This window comes from Streptosporangium sp. NPDC006013 (assembly GCF_040614275.1).
Taxonomy (GTDB): Bacteria; Actinomycetota; Actinomycetes; order Streptosporangiales; family Streptosporangiaceae; genus Streptosporangium.
Map to the genome: position 1 here is coordinate 1 of NZ_JBEXUE010000200.1, position 17,177 is coordinate 17,177.

The following is a 17,177-nucleotide window of genomic DNA, read 5'->3' on the forward strand; positions in this document are numbered from 1 at the left end:
GCGGCCCCGGTCGACGAGGGAAGGAGCCGGGTAAGAGCGGCCGAACCGCGACGCGCCAGCGTCGCAGTCAGCACAGGGCCGAACCGCGACGCGCAGCGTCGCCATAGGAACGACACGCGCTAGCTTCGTAATCAATACAGTCAAATCGCCCCGATCGCGAGTCCAAATGGGCCAACCACCGTCTCAGGGCTGTAGGTTGCAGTCAGCGACTCTGCGAGGAGGAACGTGACCGAACACACCGAGGCGCCCGCGGTCGGCATGGGCGGGATCCGTGACGTGGTGAGCGTCCGGCTGCCGGCAACGAGTGCTTATCTGTCCGTGCTGCGTACGGCGACAGCCGCACTTGCCGTACGGCTGGACTTCACGCTGGACGAGATCGAGGATCTACGGATCGCGGTCGATGAGGCGTGTGCGATGCTGCTGACCCAGGCTGTCCCCGGCACCGATCTGACCGCCGAGTTCGAACTCACCGGGCAGTTGATGAAGGTGCGGGTTGAGGTCAGCACGGTGGGAAGCACCCCCCCGAAGCGCGACGATTTCGCGTGGATGGTGCTCACCGCCCTGGCTGATGATGTGGATGCCGTAACCGACTCCCCCGACCGTATGGCGATCGTCCTCCGCAAGCGCCGAGGCGCGGCGAGGCCGGCGTGACGGAAAGGACTCGTGCCATGGCCGCCAGCGACCACGCGGTGCCCGACCGGGTGCGTGCGCGCCTGCTCTTCGCAGAGCTGGTGGAGTTGACCTCCGACGACCCCCGGCGCCAGCGCATCCGTGACGAGCTCGTCGAGCTCCACCTGCCCCTCGTCGAATATCTCGCCCGCCGGTTCCGCAACCGGGGCGAGTGGCTGGACGACCTCACACAGGTCGCGACCATCGGTCTGATCAAGTCGATCGACCGTTTCGATCTCGGCCGCGGCGTGGAGTTCTCCACCTACGCCACCCCGACGATCGTCGGCGAGATCAAACGTCACTTCCGTGACAAGGGCTGGGCGGTCCGTGTGCCGCGCCGGCTGCAGGAGCTGAAGCTCTCGCTCACCAAGGCGATCAGCGAGCTCTCCCAGCGGGAGGGACGCGCGCCGACCGTGGCCGAGCTGGCCACGTTCCTGAAGATGAGCGAGGAGGAGGTGCTCGAAGGGCTGGAGTCGGCCAACGCCTACTCCACGGTCTCCCTCGACGCGCCCGACTCCGGCGACGACGACGCGCCGGCGGTGGCCGACTCCCTCGGCATCGTGGACGACTCCCTGGAGGGCGTCGAGTACCGCGAGTCGCTCAAGCCCCTGCTGGAGCGGCTGCCTCCGCGCGAGAAGCGAATCCTGTTGCTGCGTTTCTTCGGCAACATGACACAGTCCCAGATCGCCACCGAGCTCGGCATCTCGCAGATGCACGTGTCCCGGCTGCTCGCCAGGACACTCGCCCAGCTCCGCGAGGGCCTGACCGTGGACGACTAGGGCCTGCCTGCGCGGATCGGTCAGGTGGTGCCTCGTACAAGGCGGCGGAGGGAACCGCGGTGTGCCGCGGTGACCTGTGACAATGCGGCGAGGCCCCGTCTGACCGGCCCCGGTGGGCACGTGCCTAATCCTGGTCCCCGTAGAGGGCGTGCGTCGTCGGCGGAGACAGTAGCGTGACCAGTCCGATCACCACCAGGGTGATCAGCGAGATGCCGATCACCAGTTGGTCGGACTGGATCAGCGTGACCGAGATCGGGATGGCGAAGATCTGCGTCACCACACCCGGACTCCGAGTCCACCGCTCGACCTGGATCATGCCCCAGCCGACCCAGAGCAGAGCCGCGCCGATGATGATCCCGCACACCGCGACGGCGATCGAGGTCATCAGGTCGGATGACCGGCCGATCACGGTCTCCACGCCGACGTAGCCGCCGAGGAGCAGAGCTGTGGTGCCTTCCACAGCCATGACGGCGGCGGCGACGGTGAGGGTCATCGGACGGTTCGACACGGTGTCAACCCTATCGCCGGGGGGCGCCACACCGTTCTTTGCCGTCCCGGCTCAGGTCTTGACGGAAGGTCGGGTTTCGACGGAAGTCCGGGGTCCGGCGGATACGCTGAGATTATGCGCGCGATGCTCCTGGTGAATCCGAAGGCGACGACGACCAACCAGCGGACCAGGGATGTGCTCATCAGGGCGCTGAGCGCGACGATGAACCTGACCGTCGAGGAGACCGGCTACCGGGGACACGCGACACAGCTCTCCCGCAAGGCCCACGCCTCCGGTTACGACGTGCTGGCCGTACTGGGCGGTGACGGCACCATCAACGAGGCAGTGAACGGGCTGCTCGACCCGGTGGACGGAAAGGGCGGCGACGAGGGCAGTTCGGTCGACCGACCGGCGCTGCTGGCCATCCCCGGCGGCAGCGCCAACGTCTTCGCCAGGGCCCTCGGCCTGCCGAACAGCCCGGTCGAGGCGGTGGGGGCGATCCTGGAGGCGATCCGTGACGGCCGGCAGCGGATCGTCGGCCTCGGTCAGGCGATCTGGGATGACCAGACTAGATATTTCACGTTCTGTAGTGGCCTGGGGTACGACGCCGAGGTGGTCAGGGCGGTCGAGGGGATAAGGGGCACCGGCCGCAAGGCCACGCCCGCGCGCTATGTGAACACCGCGTTACACCACTACATGTCGACGGACAAGCGTCACCCCTCGATGACCGTCGAGGGGCCGGAGGTGCCGCCGACCGGCGGCATCTACATGGCCGTCGTCTCCAACACCTCACCCTGGACGTACATCGGCCCGCGGCCGGTCTCACCGACCCCGTGGGCGAGCTTCGAGACCGGCCTTGACCTGCTGGGCCTGCAGCGCCTGGGCCTGCCGAGCATGCTCCAGCTGATGCCTCAGATCATCGGCGCCCGCGACACTCTGCCCACCGGCCGTCATCTGGTGCAGCTCCATGACGAGAGAGAGTTCACGCTGAGTGCTGGGCGGCCCGTGGCGTTTCAGCTGGACGGGGACTACCTGGGGGAGGTTGAGAGGATAACGTTCCGCTCTATCCCTAACGCGTTACGAGTCTTGGTCTAACCCGTTACATCCCGTCATTGTGTGACGCATCCGACATCCATTTCAGGCAAAACCTTCTTCCAAACCTCTTGCGTGTACTGAGCGTGGCTGACAATCTCGAGATTGACGTCGGAACGTAGGACCTTTGAGCGGCACCCCGCTCCCAGGCCATCGGCGATCAAGCGGACGTGCCCCGAGCCGAACCACGGATCGGGGAGTTGTTCGCGCTGGTTAGTGAAACTCTTCACAAAGTGAGCCGTTGGAGCGCGTAAGGGCTCCTCTTTACTAAGGAGTGGACGCATGGACTGGCGCCACCGAGCTGCCTGCCGTGACGTGGACCCCGAGCTGTTCTTCCCGATCGGCAACACCGGCCCCGCCCTGATGCAGATCGAAGAAGCGAAGCAGGTCTGCCGTACTTGCACCATCAGTGAAGCATGCCTGAAGTGGGCGCTGGAGTCCGGGCAGGACGCCGGTGTCTGGGGCGGCCTGAGCGAGGACGAGCGACGCGCCTTCAAGCGCCGTACGGCCCGAGCCCGCGCCCGCAGTAGCGTTTAACAGTGTTTACTGCGACGCTAACGCGTCGCGGTTCGGCCGCGTGCCGATGGCGACGCTGCGCGTCGCAGTGAGGCCGCTCAGACCCGGCTCCTTCCCTCGTCGTTCATCCGCTTCGCTCCTTCACTCCTCAGTCCAGTCCCCGGCGCGGCCTCACGGTAGTCCCTCGGGGTAGGGCATGAGCACGTCCCCAAGGTGGCATCTGACCGGTCACCGGCGTGGCGTTGTGGTGAAGCGCTCTGACCTGGTTTCCTACCTCTTCGTTTGTTCCGTTTCGCGTTGCGTCAACGGCGACGCCACGCGTTGCGGTAAGGATGTTCCGCTCCTTGGTCCGGTCGGCGATGCGGCCTCGCTGTGAGGTTTCGATCTGACGCGGTTTCCCTGCCCCGCCGCTCAAGCCGCGGGGAGGGGGATGCTCAGGCTCACCTCGGTGCCGCCGCCCTGTCGCGGCTCGATGGCCAGCCGCCCGGACAACTCGCCCACCACCAGGGTCCGTACGATCTGCAACCCCAGACTGGTGGTCTGGTCCAGGTCGAAGTCCTCCGGCAGCCCGCTGCCGTTGTCGGACACGATCACGTCCAACCGCTCGGCCCCGCGCGACACGATCACCTGGAGCTTACCCTGACGCTGCGCCAGCCCGTGCTGGACCGCGTTCTGCAGCAACTCCGTGAGGACCATCGCCAGCGGCGTCGCGATCTCCGAGCGCAGCACCCCGAAGCTCCCCACCCGGCGCGGCACGACCTGCGTCTCCGGGGCCGCGACCTCTCCCGTCATCGCGATCACCCTGTCCGCGATGTCATCGAAGTCCACCTGCTCCTCGGGCGTGTGGGAGAGCGTCTCGTGCACGATCGCGATCGACCCGACCCTGCGTACCGCCTCCTCCAGCGCCTCCCTGCCCTCCGGCAGCCGCAGCCGCCTGGCCTGGAGCCGCAGCAGCGCGGCCACCGTCTGCAGGTTGTTCTTCACCCGGTGGTGGATCTCCCTGATGGTGGCGTCCTTGGTCATCAGCTCTCGCTCACGGCGGCGCAGCTCGGTCACATCCCTGATGAGCACCAGAGCGCCGATCCTTCCGCCACCGACGATCAGCGGGATCGCCCGCAGCTGCACCACGGTGCCGCCCGACTCCACCTCCGTCTCCCTGGGCTCTCGCCCGCTCGCGACGATCATCAGGTTCTCGTTGATGGGCTCGTCGGAGTAACAGAGCGTGGCGGTCGTACGGCCCAGCTCCGCACCGACCAGGTCGGCGGTGAGGCCCAGCCGCCGGTAGGCCGACAGCGCGTTCGGCGAGGCGTACGTGACACGGCCCGCCCGGTCGAGCCGGAGCAGCCCGTCGCCCACCCGCGGGGAGCGGACCAGGATCGGCTCCGCACCGGAGAACGGGAAGCGGCCCTCGGCCACCATCTGGGCCAGGTCGGAGGCGCTCTGCAGGTACGTCAGCTCCAGCCTGGAGGGGGTCCGCGCGGAGGACAGGTTCGTCGAGCGCTGGATGACGCCCAGGAAGTGGTCGGCCCGCCGCACGGGAATGGTCTCCTCGCGCACCGGCACCCCGCTCGACCAGTCCGGATCGCCCTCGCGGCAGATGCGCCGCTCGTTCCAGGCGGTCTCCAGCAGCGGCCGTTCGCCCCTCGCCGCGATCATGCCCACGATGTCGTCGTGATAGACGGTCGGCCCGGTGGTGGGCCGCATCTGCGCGATCGCGACCCAGCCGGAGCCGTCCTTCAGCGGGATCCACAGGATCAGGTCGGCAAAGGACAGGTCCGCGAGGAGCTGCCAGTCGGAGACCAGCGAGTGCATCCACTCAAGGTCCGCATCGTCGAGCGCGGTGTGACGGACCGCCAGGTCGCTTAGAGTCGGCACTCGTGCATCATGCGTTCTTTCCAGGCCCGAACGCGAATCGGGTGAGTCCTGCTGAAAAGATGCCGCTTATGGAGCAGATCCCTGATCCGCTGGCCCGGTTCCGTACGGCGGCGGCCACGAGGGACGCCGCGGGGCTGCGGCGGACCCTGCGCGCCCGCACACCGGACGACGACGGCCTCGTCGATCTGGCCTCCAACGACTACCTCGGCCTGGCCAGGGACGAGCGGCTGGCCGAGGCGGCCGTGGCGGCGACACGCACCTGGGGTACCGGCTCCACGGGGTCCCGCCTGGTCACCGGCTCCACGGCCCTGCACGCGCGCCTGGAGGCACGACTGTGCGCCTTCACCGGCGCGGAGGGCGCCCTGGTGTTCTCCTCCGGCTACCTGGCCAACCTGGCCGCCGTCGCGGCTCTGGGCAGGGGCGCCCTGGTGGTCTCCGAGGCGGGCAACCACGCGTCGATAGTGGACGCCTGCCGGCTGTCGCGCTCGCGGGTCGTGGTCACCCCGCACCGGGACGTCGCCGCCGTGGAGAGGGCGCTGGCCTGCCGGGACGAGGAGCACGCGATCGTGGTCACGGACGCGGTCTTCTCCGTGGACGGCGATCTGGCCCCGCTCGCGGAGCTGCACGCGGCGACGGTGCGGCAGGGTGCGCTGCTGGTCGTCGACGAGGCCCACGCGATCGGGGTCATCGGGCCGCGCGGACAGGGCGCTGTACACGCCGCGGGGCTGGCGGCCGAACCGGGCATTGTGAGAACGATCACACTGTCCAAGTCCCTGGGTGCCCAGGGCGGAGCCGTACTGGGCGCGCCCGAGGTCATCCAAACCCTTGTGGACACGGGCCGGTCGTTCATCTTCGACACCGGGCTGGCACCCGGCAGCGTGGCCGCGGCACTCGCCGCTGTCGATATCCTTCACCATCAGCCCGAACTGCCCGGACGCGTGCGAACCATGGCGAGGAAGCTGGCCGCTATGGCCCGCGATCTCGGCCTGGAGAGCGGCGATCCGGCGGGTGCGGTCGTCCCCGTAGTGCTCGGCCCACCCGAGATCGCACTTCGGGCCGCCCTCATCTGTGCGGAACACGGGGTGCGCACCGGATGCTTCCGGCCGCCCTCGGTGCCGGTCGGCCGCTCTTGCCTGCGGTTGACGGCACGGGCCAATCTGAGTTCCGACGATCTAGCGGTGATCAGGGGTGCACTCACCGCCGTGGCCGAGATGAAGGTGACCATGTGAGCGACGACTCCCCGAGAATCCCGAAATACTACGACGTCAAGCGCAGCCTGCTCACCCTCACCAAGAGCCTGCCTGCGGGCAGCGCCCTGCCCCCCGAGCGAGCCCTCGCGGTCCGCTTCGAGACGTCGCGCACCACGGTGCGCCAGGCCCTGTCCGAGCTCGTGGTCGAGGGTCGCCTGGTGCGCATCCAGGGCAAGGGGACGTTCGTCGCACAGCCCAAGGTCGCCCAGGTCCTCCAGCTGACCTCCTACACCGGGGATCTGCGGACCGTCGGCCTCGAACCCGACACCAAGATCCTTGACATCAGCTACGTCACCGCCGACGAGCAGCTGGCCCGCCGCCTGGCCATCAACGCCGGCGGCCGCGTGCTGCGCATCCACCGGCTACGCCTGGCCAGCGGCGAGCCGATGTCGATCGACACCACCCACCTGTCGGCCCGGCGTTTCCCCCGCCTGCGGCGGGAGCTGGAGATGCACTCCTCGCTGTACGAGACGCTGTACAACGCGTACAACGTGCGACTGACCGACGCCGAGGAGATCATCGAGACCGTGCTGGCCACCCCGTACGACGCGCAGGTGCTCGGCGTCGACGCGGGCCTGCCGCTGCTCCTGCTCACCAGGCACGCCTTCGACGCGGACGGCAACCCGGTCGAGTGGGCCCAGTCCCTGTACCGGGGCGACCGCTACAAGTTCGTCACCCGCCTGCGTCGCCCCTGACCCACCTAAGCTGGGACGGGTGAGCATTCTCGTGGTCACCGGGACCGACACCGGGGTGGGAAAGACCGTCGTCACCGCGGCGGTGGCCTCGCTCGCCAGGGAGCGGGGCTCCTCCGTGGCCGTGGTGAAACCCGCGCAGACCGGGGTGTCGGACACCGAACCCGGCGACGTGGACGACGTCATCCGGCTGTCCGGGGTACGGACGACCTTCGAGTCGGCCAGATACCCCGCCGCGCTGTCTCCCGCGGCGGCGGCGCGCCTGGCCGGTCTGCCGCCGGTCTCCCTCGCCCGGGTGGCGGACCGGGTCGGCGAGCTGGCCGACTCACACCGGCTGGTGATCGTCGAGGGGGCGGGCGGGCTCCTCGTCCGCTTCGACGAGGAGGGCGCGACCCTGGCCGACCTGGCCAGGGCGCTCTCGGCACCGGTGCTCCTGGTGACCAGGGCCGGGCTGGGCACGCTCAACCACACCGCGCTGACGCTGGAGGCGATGGCCCACCGAGGGCTGGAGCCGGCCGGGGTGGTGATCGGCTCCTGGCCGGCCGCGCCCGGTCTCGCCGAGCGGAGCAACGTCGCGGATCTGGAGATGCTGGCCGCCCGGCCGCTGACGGGCGCCCTTCCCGAGGGTGCCGGGCTGCTGGAGCGCGATGCCTTCGCCCGCGCCGCCCACTCCGGGCTGGGGCCGGCGCTGGGCGGTGGTTTCGACCCCGCCGCCTTCCGCACCACCCTTAGGCTTTCCCCGTAGCCACGACCGCGGATCCGAACCGCTCGACGTCCTCCCCGGTGGAAGCCGGGGATCCCGCCCCTTCCCGGGGCCGCACCCGGGATCTCCACGCTGGAGGTATTTGATGAGCGACATCCTCGAGATCGCCAGGACGCAGGTGCTGGCGGAAGGCCGTGGTCTCGACGCCGCGCAGGCCCTGCGCTGCCTGGAGCTGCCGGACGACCGCCTGGCCGAGCTGCTGGCCCTGGCCCACGAGGTGCGGATGAAGTGGTGCGGTCCCGAGGTGGAGGTCGAGGGGATCGTCTCCCTCAAGACCGGCGGCTGCCCCGAGGACTGCCACTTCTGCTCGCAGTCGGGGCAGTTCTCCTCCCCGGTCCGCTCCCTCTGGCTGGACATCCCCTCTCTGGTCGAGGCCGCCAGGGAGACCGCCGCGACCGGGGCGACCGAGTTCTGCATCGTGGCCGCCGTACGGGGACCCGACCAGCGCCTGATGGACCAGGTCCGCCAGAGCGTGAAGGCGATCCGCGAGGCGGTCGACATCAACGTCGCATGCTCGCTGGGCATGCTCACCCAGGCACAGGTCGACGAGCTGGCCGAGATGGGCGTGCACCGCTACAACCACAACCTGGAGACCGCGAGGTCGCACTTCGGGAAGGTCGTCACCACCCACACCTGGGAGGAGCGCTGGGACACCTGCCTGATGGTGCGCGAGGCCGGCATGGAACTGTGCTGCGGCGGCATCGTGGGCATGGGCGAGACGCGGGAGCAGCGGGCCGAGTTCGCCGGGCAGCTGGGCGAGCTGGCGCCCGACGAGGTCCCGCTGAACTTCCTCAACCCGCGCCCCGGCACGCCCTTCGAGTCCTTCCCGCTGCTGGAGGGGTCCGAGGCGCTCCGGACGATCGCCACCTTCAGGCTCGCGCTGCCCCGCACGATCCTGCGCTACGCGGGCGGTCGCGAGCTGACCCTGGGCGACCTGGGCACCCGCGACGGCATGCTCGGCGGCATCAACGCGATCATCGTGGGGAACTACCTGACCACCCTGGGCCGCTCGGCCGAGGCCGACCTCGGCCTGCTGGCGGACCTGAAGATGCCCATCAAGGCGCTCTCCGACACTCTCTGAGCCTCCCGCCGACGAATGCCGGTCCCTTATCTCCAGCCGGATGCCATATGTGCTGCCCGCATTAGGCGAGGGGATCTGGGCAGGGAGAACAATCCCTGTTCGGCTAAGTGACTGACTGGTAGGTTGCGCGATATGGAGTCTCCGAAGCACGCAGGTGACATCGCGGTCGCCATCTCCAAGGCATACGGCATCGAGACCATGTTCACCCTGTCCGGTGGACATGTCTTCCCGCTCTACGACGGCGCGGTCCACGAGGGGATGCCCATCCTGGACGTCCGCCACGAGCAGAGCGCGGTCTTCGCCGCCGAGGCGACCGCGCGGCTCACCCGTAAACCCGGGCTGGCCGTGCTCACCGCGGGCCCCGGCATCACCAACGGCGTCAGCGGAGTGGCCACCGCGCACTTCAACGGCTCGCCCGTCGTGGTCATGGGAGGCCGTGCCCCCCAGTCCCGGTGGGGTTCGGGTGCGCTGCAGGAGATCGACCACCCGCCGCTGTTCGCACCGATCACCAAGCTGGCCTTCACCGGCTCGGGCGCCGACTCCGTCGCGCAGGACGTGGAGATGGCCTTCCGCACCGCCCTCGCCCCGCACCGCGGCCCCGTCTTCCTCGACTTCCACATGGACCACCTCTTCTCGGCCGCGCCTGCGCTCGAAGAGGACCCCGAGACGCTGACCCCGTCGCCGCTGGAGCCCGACCCCGACGCGCTGGCCGCGATCGCCCGCCTGATCGCCGAGGCCCAGCGCCCGGTGCTGGTGCTCGGCTCCGACGTGTGGATGGACCGCGCCGAGGAGGTCGCCAGGAGCTTCGCCGAGGAATACCGCCTGCCGGTCATCCCCAACGGCCAGGGCCGCGGCATCCTGCCCGCCGGCCACGAACTGCTGGTCACCCGGGCCAGGGGAACGGCGTTCTCCCAGGCCGACCTAGTGATCGTGGCCGGCACCCCGATCGACTTCCGCCTCGGCTACGGCTGGTTCGGCGGCAAGGACGGCACTCCGCTCGCCAAGGTCGTGCACCTGGCCGACGCGCCGTCGCAGCTGACCACGCACATGGAGCCCGCGGGCACCGCCGCCGGCGACCTCTCGCTGCTCTTCTGGGGGCTTGGCACGGCCTGCGCCGAAGCGGGCGTGTCCCCCAAGGCCTACGCGCCCTGGGTGACCCGGCTCTCCGAGGCGGCCTCGGCCGCCATCGCCGCCGACGCCGCCCTGCTCGAGTCCGCGGCCGACCCGATCCACCCGATGCGGATCTACGGCGAGCTGGGCAAGCTCCTCGCCGACGACGCCGTGGTGATCGGCGACGGCGGTGACTTCGTCTCGTACGCGGGCAAGTACGTCGAGCCGAAGCAGCCGGGCAACTGGCTCGACCCGGGCCCGTACGGCTGCCTGGGCACGGGCCTGGGTTACGCCATCGCCGCCAGGGTGGCCCGTCCCTCCTCGCAGGTGGTGCTGCTGCTCGGCGACGGTGCGGCCGGCTTCTCGCTGATGGACGTCGACACGCTCGTGCGGCACCGCCTGCCGGTCGTGATGATCTGCGGCAACAACGGCATGTGGGGCCTGGAGAAGCACCCCATGCAGATGCTCTACGGCTACGACGTGGCCGCGGACCTCCAGCCGCAGTGCCGCTACGACCAGGTGGTGACCGCCCTCGGCGGTGGCGGTGAGCTCGTCACCGACCCCTCGCAGATCGGCCCGGCCCTGCGCCGCGCGTTCGACTCCGGTGTGCCCTACATGGTCAACATCGCCACCGACCCCTCGGTGGCCTACCCCCGCCAGACCACGGGCATCTAGGCCCTGCCCGGCGGATCTCGCCGTGACGGGGATCGGCCGGCTGGTGCCTCGCCGCGTCGTCGGTCACCGCGGCGTACCGACGACGCGGCGAGGCACCGCCCGCCCCCGAAGGGGAAGAAGGTCCCCCGCGGGACAGCCGCCGTTACCTTGCCTGCCTAGAGCTTGGGGGTCGGGGTGGGCGTCGGGGTGGGCGTGGGCGGGCAGTCGACGTTGACGGCGATGATCTCCACCGGCTTGGAAGGGCTCCACATCGTTCCCGCGCCGGGGCGGGACTCGACCACCTCGACACACCCCGAACGATCGACGTCGGCGCTGTAGGAGAGCTTCGACGTGAAGCCCGCCTGCTTGAGCGTCGCGGCCGCCGCCTCCGGCGTCATCCCGATGGTGGCGGGAACACTCTTCTTCGGCAGCAGGGTCGGGGTGGGAGTGACGGTGGGAGTAGGAGTGGGGGTCCGCGTCTTCGTGGCCTCCGCGGTGGGAGACGGCTGCTTGTCCTCCTGGGTCGCCGTCGGCGTGGGCCGATCGTTCGGGGTCAGGCGGGTCACCGTGGGAGTGGGGGACGGCGGCTTGCGAGGTCCCTTCTTCGGCGGCGTCGGCGACACGCTGACGGTGGGCACCGTTTGCCCCCCCATGAGGTCGGGGTCAGGGACCGACCCTGAGGCCGCCAACCCGTTGATCGCCACCGTGACGAGGCCGACACATATCGCGCCCGCCGCCACCGACGCCGCGATCACCCCTCCCTTGCGCCCCTGCTTCCGCGCGGCGCGGCGACCGCGGTGCTGCGAGACCGTCTCGGTGGCCGGTCCCACCCCGTGCGCCGACGTGGTGGGGTGTTGCACCGCGTCCTGCCAGCCACCCGTCTGCGGCATGGCCGGTCCCTGGCCCTGCCAGCCGGTCTGTCCCTGCTGGGGTGCCTGCACCTGCCATCCGGTCTCCGGGACGTTTCCTGCCTGCGGCGACAGCGCGGTGGCACCCTCCGCGCCGAAGGCCGCCTGCCTGGCGGCGGCGCTCATGGCGGCGGCACTGGGGAAGCGCCGGGCCGGATCCTTGGCGAGGGAGCGCTCCACAAGCGCCCGGATCGCGGGCGGGACGTCCGGCGGCAGCGGCGGCGGCGCCTCGCGGATGTGCTTGAGCGCGATGGTGACCGGCGTGTCACCGTCGAACGGGCGCTGCCCGGCCAGGCACTCGTACGCCACCACGCCCAGCGCGTAGATGTCCACGGCGGGCGTGACGGGTGCGCCCTCCGCCTGCTCCGGCGCGCAGTAGGCGGCGGTGCCGAGCACCATGCCCGCGTCCGTCAGCCGGCTGGCGGTGTCGGATCTGGCGATGCCGAAGTCGGTGAGCACCAGGGTGCCGTCCGAGCGCACCAGCAGGTTGCCCGGCTTGATGTCCCGGTGGACGATGCCCTGGTCGTGGACCGCCTGCAGCGCCGAGGCCGCCTGGGAGATGAGGTCCATCGCGGCCCCGGGGGCGATGCGTCGCAGCCGCCCGAGCAGGCGGTCGAGCGGCTCGCCGTCGACGAACTTCATCACCAGGTACGCCGTAGCCCCCGCGCCGGGTACCTCGTGAACCCCGTAGTCGTACACGTCGACGACCCCGGGATGGTTGATCGTCGCCATCGCCCTGGCCTCGCCCTGGAAGCGAACCAGGAAGCCCGGATCGTCGGTACGGCCCGGGAGCAGCACCTTGACGGCGACGGTGCGGGCCAGGACCATGTCCTCGCCCTTCCACACCTCGCCCATACCGCCGGCGCCGATGCGGGTATCCAGGCGATACCGCCCCGCCAGCGTCGTGCCTTGGGCCACCATTACTCCCCCGTAACCCTCTCCACTCCTACGCCAGGGCTCTCCAACAAAGCGGATTCGCATCGCGGCACCATCACGGCGCTGTAACGAAACCCTGCATGCCGTATGGCTCGCAAACAAGACGCGTGCCGTAGCATCGCACAAACCCCGGCAATTTTGGGCGTACTTGTACACCTTGCAGACCCTTGCGCCCGGGGCAACTCGGGCGTCATACCCGAAACAGCCGACCCGGGTACCGCAACGGCAACCCACAGCACATCAGCAAAGTCCGTAAAACCCTACAAGACTACGCAGATAAGACGTGAGCCGGGGCGAAAGCGACCCATCTCCACCGAACCACATTCGGGCGAAAAAGCCGGCACATGGTGTTCACCGTCAGCCGCTTGTCACACCGTGCTCGGCGCAGCGCGCGGACCAGCCGCCGGGGGTCACCTGCACCACCATCCGGCGGCGGCAGCGGGCACAGTAACGGGGCGGCTCCATCACGCGCGCGGCCTGGCACCCGGCGTGGTCGGCCTCGCCCTCCGGGCGGCCGCAGTGGTCGCAGTACGGGGTCACGGGACCAGAGCCTATGCTGGCGCGCATGACGCTCGCTCCCGGTCTGCAGGCACGGCTTCTCACCATGGTGGAGAAGGAGGACACCGCGACGAAGGTCGGCAGCGGGGACGTCCCCGTGCTGGCCACCCCCCGCGTGCTGGCTCTCGCGGAACAGGCGACCCTCCAGGCGGTCGCTGGAGCTCTGGCCCCCGGCCAGACCTCCGTGGGCACACGGGTCTCTCTGGAGCACCTGGCGGCCAGCCCGGTCGGCACGCACATCGAGGTCGCCGTCGAACTCACCGAGGTCGACGGCCGCCGCCTGGTCTTCGGCTTCACCGCCCGCGATCGGAAGTCCGTCGTCGCGAGCGGAACCATCGAGCGCGTCGTCGTCGACCGCGAGCGCTTCCTCGCGCGCCTCACTCCCGGGAGCGGGGGCGGAACTACTCGATGACGGCGATCAGGTCGCCCTCCTGGATGACGTCGCCCTCGGCGACCTGCAGCTTGGCGATCACGCCGTCGTCCTCGGTGAGGACCGGGATCTCCATCTTCATCGACTCAAGAATGAGCAGGGTGTCGCCGTCCTCTACGGTGTCCCCCTCGGCCACGAGGACCTTCCAGACATTCGCCACCATCTCAGCGCGGATCTCAGCCACCGGAAACTCCCATCGTTCAACGTTCTTCAACTGTGCCAGACAGAGCTGATCACGCTCGCATGCGAGTCACCAGTCCTGTGTCGTACTTTCCGTCGACGGACTCCGGCCGTTCCAGCAGCTCCAGGCAGAGCCGCAGCCAGCGTTCAGCTATAGGAAAAGCCTAAAGCCGATGGATCGGGGCCAGCCTGTCGATCACTCTGGCCATCGCCTCGACGACCGTCGGATCGTACTCCTTGCCCGCGCCGAGCCGGAGACGCTCCAGCGCGGCGCCTGCCCGATCGCGGTCACTGGAACCACCCACGAGATCGTCGTAGGCGTTGGCCGCCTTGATGATGCGGCTGGCCGTGGGCGGCGTCTCGGCGCAGGTGTCACACTGACGACGGACGATCTCGGCCACCCGGTCCAGCACCCCGGTCTGCTTGATCACCTCCGCGCCCAGCTCGGCGATGCGCCGCGCCTGCTCGGGGTCGGTGAGAACCGTGGCGCCGCCGGGAATCGGGTCGCGCAGCGACAGCTGACCGATGTCGTGCATGAGCGCGGCGTATTCGAGCTCCAGCAACTCGGGCTCGGCCGTGCCGAGCTCCCGCCCGACCGCCACCGCCAGGCGGCTCACCCGGCGGGAATGCCCCGGCTCGACATAACCGCCGACCTCGGTGACCCGCGACAACGCTCGTACGGTCTGCAGATAGGTGGCCCTGATCCCGGCGTACTTGCGGAAGGCGACCTGGGTGACCAGCAGCGGCGCCGCGAAGACCAGCAGTGCGGCCATGTCCATGCTGTGCGAGGCGAGCGCGAGCAGGATGCCCGAGGCCGCGACGGCGACCCCCAACGGCGCGGCCATCCACAGCTCGTCGTGAACGGCCACCTTGAAGGCGGCACGCACCTGCTCGGCCCGGAGCGCGGCGGCCAGCAGCACGTCGGCCACCACCATGAGCAGGATGAACAGGGCCATCACTCCGAGTGCGGGCCACCAGCCGCTCTCATCGCCCCTGGCCAGGTCGAACAGCGGGCCTGCCAGCGGCCGGTAGGCCAGCGCGAGCAGGGCGCCGGTGAGCAGCCTGCGCGCCATCGCGTCCAGGCGGGGTGGGCGGCCCACCGCGAGGTGCGGCAGCGCCCCGGCGACCATGCCGACCGAGAGCACCGCGACGACCTGGAGCGCCGAGTGCCGGGTGGGAACACCGCCCATGTCCAGCAGGAGCGTGTAACCGAGCGCGGCCGCCGCGCCGATCGGCGCCACCTCCCTGTTGCCGGGCATGGTCAGCCTGGCCAGTTCCCCCGCCGCGATCAACGCGCCGAAGGCGACGGCGATCTGGGGATCGAGCAGCCCTGTCGCGGCCGTGTGGGCCACCCCGGCCACCGCCAGCAGGCCCGCCGCGCAGATCAGCAGCAGCTGACCCGAGTCGAGCGCCTGGAAAGCCCGGTTGGCGCCGGAGCCGTTCATCGCTCGGACACCACCTGAATGGGCATGGTCGGGTCGTCGTGGTCCTTCGTGGTGGTCTCCGCCACGTCGGCCGGAGGTGTGACGACGGTGCGCGGCGGCTCCCAGCCGTCGCGGTCGACCGCCTTGATGAACGCCACGACCATCACCGGGTCGAACTGAGTGCCGGCGCCCTTGCGCAGCTCGGTCATGGCCACCTCGCGTGGACGGGCATTGCGGTAGGAACGGTCCGAGGTCATCGAGTCGAAGGCGTCGGCCACCGCGATGATCCTGGCGAACTCCGGGATCTCGTCCCCCGCCAGCCCCATCGGGTAGCCCTTGCCGTCCTGCCGCTCGTGATGGTGCATGATCCCGGCGAACGCCTCGTCCAGGAAGTCGATGCCGCGCACGATCTCCAGCCCGCGCATCGGATGGAGCTGGATGGCCGCGAACTCCTCCTCGCTGAGCGGGCCGTCCTTCTGCAGCACCTTGGTCGGCACGCCCAGCTTGCCCACGTCGTGGAGCATCCCGGCGTAGCGGATCGCGCGCAACCGCTCGGACCCCATGCCGATCTCCTCAGCGATCATTCCCGCGGCCAGGGAGACGCGGGTGCAGTGGCCGCGCGTGTAGTAGTCCTTGGTCTCCACCGCCTGGCAGAGCGCGGCGATCGTGGCGTCGTAGGAGCGCTGCTGCGCGAGGTACTGGCCGAAGGCCCAGCGGGCCACGAAGAGTGGGAGCAGCACGAGCACCGCGGAGATCGAATTGACCGTGGCCCACAGCCCCGCGATCAGCAGGCCGAAGGTGGCGTAACCGAAGTAGGAGACCATGAACTGGGCCACGCCCCGCAGCGGCACCTGATCGGCCTGGCCCGTGACCGCCAGCACCAACGCGATCAGGACGAAGTTGAGGGGCACGAAGACGGCCGCCGCGCCCGCGAACGGCACGATGATCTCGTCGAATCCGGCGATGGTGGGCACCTCGGCTCTGCCACCGAGCGCCACGTAGACCCGGCCCGCGACGTAGCCGCAGATGGCGAACTGGGCGCTGTTGAACAGCCGCTTCACCAGCGGCAGGCCGGGCCGCACGCTGAACATGGCCGTCATGCCGACCAGCGCCGCCCCCTCGGGGCCGAGCAGCACCACCGCGGCGAGCACGGCGGAGAAGCTGACCGACACCGCCGCCTGCCTGACGCTCAGCAGGGTGGGCACCGACTCGCACACCAGGAACAGCAGGGCAAGCACCATGAGGTTGGACCAGTCGAGCCGATCCAGGCGACCGTCCGCCGCCACGCTGTATCCGAGCAGCACGAAGGCGGCTCCGATGACAAGGATCAGATAGACCTTGGCAAACCACGGCAGTCCACGCAAAGCGGCCACCCTAGGGTTCCAAAGGGCGCGCGTTCAGGTCCAGGAGATCCCGGGGTGGGCCGGGTCGACCGTTTCCTTCAACATGCGCTGCCTCCACGTCGATTTCGCACTCAGGCTACAGAAGCGAGCCAGATCAGGAGGGCGAGACGGCCAATCGCAAGCAAAGCGTAACCGATCAATCACGGACTGCTGGCGACGCTAGCGCGTCCCGGCTCGGGCCTGCCTCTGGCGACGCTGCGCGTCGCGGTTCGGCCGCTCTTACCCGGCTCCTTCCCTCGTCGAGGGAGGCCGCTCGTTCCTCACGAGTTGCCGGCGACGCTAACGCGTCGCGGTTCGGCCGCTCTTACCCGGCTCCTTCCCTCGTCGACCGGGGCCGCTCGTTCCTCGCAACCCCGCTCTCCTCGGTCCA

Annotated in this window: 17 protein-coding genes; 10 read left to right on the forward strand and 7 right to left on the reverse strand. The window is 69.6% G+C overall.

Annotated elements, in window-relative coordinates; translation table 11 throughout:
• Nucleotides 1–258: 258 nt before the first annotated feature.
• Together ABZ260_RS27255 and ABZ260_RS27260 are read left to right on the forward strand one after the other, a co-directional pair.
• The gene (locus ABZ260_RS27255) at nt 259–651 is read left to right on the forward strand and encodes an anti-sigma factor (RefSeq protein WP_037972535.1); all 393 of its coding nucleotides are present in this window, start codon (nt 259–261) and stop codon (nt 649–651) included.
• Nucleotides 648–1,448 carry an RNA polymerase sigma factor SigF gene (locus ABZ260_RS27260; RefSeq protein WP_030924834.1) on the forward strand — a complete coding sequence of 267 codons (801 nt, stop codon included), beginning with the start codon at nt 648–650 and terminating at the stop codon, nt 1,446–1,448. The genes ABZ260_RS27255 and ABZ260_RS27260 overlap by 4 nt, the downstream gene beginning before the upstream one ends.
• Nucleotides 1,449–1,572: 124 nt before the next feature.
• Here ABZ260_RS27260 and ABZ260_RS27265 read toward each other — a convergent pair whose 3' ends face one another.
• Entirely contained in the window at nt 1,573–1,956 is a 384-nt protein-coding gene (locus tag ABZ260_RS27265; RefSeq protein ID WP_355623237.1) for a hypothetical protein, read from the reverse strand.
• A gap of 114 nt (nt 1,957–2,070) precedes the next feature.
• On the opposite strand from ABZ260_RS27265, the gene ABZ260_RS27270 reads away from it, so the two are divergent.
• On the forward strand, nt 2,071–3,030 hold the full coding sequence (locus tag ABZ260_RS27270; RefSeq protein WP_355623240.1) for a diacylglycerol kinase family protein: 960 nt from the start codon (nt 2,071–2,073) through the stop codon (nt 3,028–3,030).
• A gap of 279 nt (nt 3,031–3,309) precedes the next feature.
• Entirely contained in the window at nt 3,310–3,564 is a 255-nt protein-coding gene (locus tag ABZ260_RS27275; RefSeq protein WP_030924840.1) for a WhiB family transcriptional regulator, read from the forward strand.
• 390 nt (nt 3,565–3,954) lie between these two features.
• Here ABZ260_RS27275 and ABZ260_RS27280 read toward each other — a convergent pair whose 3' ends face one another.
• Nucleotides 3,955–5,418, reverse strand: coding sequence for a PAS domain-containing sensor histidine kinase (locus ABZ260_RS27280; RefSeq protein WP_355623243.1), 1,464 nt, complete (start codon nt 5,416–5,418; stop codon nt 3,955–3,957).
• Nucleotides 5,419–5,486: 68 nt separating this feature from the next.
• Between ABZ260_RS27280 and ABZ260_RS27285 the strand changes: the two genes are divergently transcribed.
• The 5 genes from ABZ260_RS27285 to ABZ260_RS27305 all read left to right on the forward strand — a co-directional run bounded on the left by ABZ260_RS27285 (nt 5,487) and on the right by ABZ260_RS27305 (nt 10,989).
• Nucleotides 5,487–6,647 carry an 8-amino-7-oxononanoate synthase gene (locus tag ABZ260_RS27285; RefSeq protein WP_355623246.1) on the forward strand — a complete coding sequence of 387 codons (1,161 nt, stop codon included), beginning with the start codon at nt 5,487–5,489 and terminating at the stop codon, nt 6,645–6,647.
• The gene (locus tag ABZ260_RS27290) at nt 6,644–7,363 is read left to right on the forward strand and encodes a GntR family transcriptional regulator (protein WP_030924850.1); all 720 of its coding nucleotides are present in this window, start codon (nt 6,644–6,646) and stop codon (nt 7,361–7,363) included. The genes ABZ260_RS27285 and ABZ260_RS27290 overlap by 4 nt, the downstream gene beginning before the upstream one ends.
• Nucleotides 7,364–7,382: 19 nt before the next feature.
• Complete coding sequence (gene bioD / locus ABZ260_RS27295; RefSeq protein ID WP_355623249.1) at nt 7,383–8,105, forward strand: dethiobiotin synthase; 723 nt, start codon at nt 7,383–7,385, stop codon at nt 8,103–8,105.
• A gap of 103 nt (nt 8,106–8,208) precedes the next feature.
• Complete coding sequence (gene bioB, locus ABZ260_RS27300; RefSeq protein WP_355623252.1) at nt 8,209–9,204, forward strand: biotin synthase BioB; 996 nt, start codon at nt 8,209–8,211, stop codon at nt 9,202–9,204.
• A gap of 132 nt (nt 9,205–9,336) precedes the next feature.
• Nucleotides 9,337–10,989 carry an acetolactate synthase gene (locus tag ABZ260_RS27305; protein ID WP_355623255.1) on the forward strand — a complete coding sequence of 551 codons (1,653 nt, stop codon included), beginning with the start codon at nt 9,337–9,339 and terminating at the stop codon, nt 10,987–10,989.
• A 155-nt stretch (nt 10,990–11,144) separates the two neighbouring features.
• Here ABZ260_RS27305 and ABZ260_RS27310 read toward each other — a convergent pair whose 3' ends face one another.
• Both ABZ260_RS27310 and ABZ260_RS27315 read right to left on the reverse strand, forming a co-directional pair.
• Nucleotides 11,145–12,797, reverse strand: coding sequence for a serine/threonine protein kinase (locus tag ABZ260_RS27310; protein WP_355623258.1), 1,653 nt, complete (start codon nt 12,795–12,797; stop codon nt 11,145–11,147).
• A gap of 372 nt (nt 12,798–13,169) precedes the next feature.
• Complete coding sequence (locus ABZ260_RS27315) at nt 13,170–13,379, reverse strand: hypothetical protein (RefSeq protein ID WP_350914264.1); 210 nt, start codon at nt 13,377–13,379, stop codon at nt 13,170–13,172.
• Here ABZ260_RS27315 and ABZ260_RS27320 point away from each other — a divergent pair.
• Nucleotides 13,378–13,782 (forward strand): hotdog domain-containing protein, encoded by a 405-nt coding sequence (locus ABZ260_RS27320; RefSeq protein ID WP_355564965.1) that lies wholly within the window; start codon nt 13,378–13,380, stop codon nt 13,780–13,782. The genes ABZ260_RS27315 and ABZ260_RS27320 overlap by 2 nt on opposite strands.
• Here the strand turns inward: ABZ260_RS27320 and ABZ260_RS27325 are convergent.
• The 3 genes from ABZ260_RS27325 to ABZ260_RS27335 all read right to left on the reverse strand — a co-directional run bounded on the left by ABZ260_RS27325 (nt 13,772) and on the right by ABZ260_RS27335 (nt 16,768).
• A complete protein-coding gene (locus tag ABZ260_RS27325; RefSeq protein ID WP_157594786.1) occupies nt 13,772–13,984 on the reverse strand; it encodes a biotin/lipoyl-binding carrier protein in 213 nt (70 codons plus the stop codon). The two genes, ABZ260_RS27320 and ABZ260_RS27325, sit on opposite strands and share 11 nt — an antisense overlap.
• Before the next feature lie 160 nt (nt 13,985–14,144).
• Complete coding sequence (locus ABZ260_RS27330) at nt 14,145–15,425, reverse strand: HD domain-containing phosphohydrolase (RefSeq protein ID WP_350959587.1); 1,281 nt, start codon at nt 15,423–15,425, stop codon at nt 14,145–14,147.
• Nucleotides 15,422–16,768, reverse strand: a complete 1,347-nt coding sequence (locus tag ABZ260_RS27335; protein ID WP_355623261.1) for an HD-GYP domain-containing protein — start codon at nt 16,766–16,768, stop codon at nt 15,422–15,424. The genes ABZ260_RS27330 and ABZ260_RS27335 overlap by 4 nt, the downstream gene beginning before the upstream one ends.
• Nucleotides 16,769–17,177: the final 409 nt, after the last annotated feature.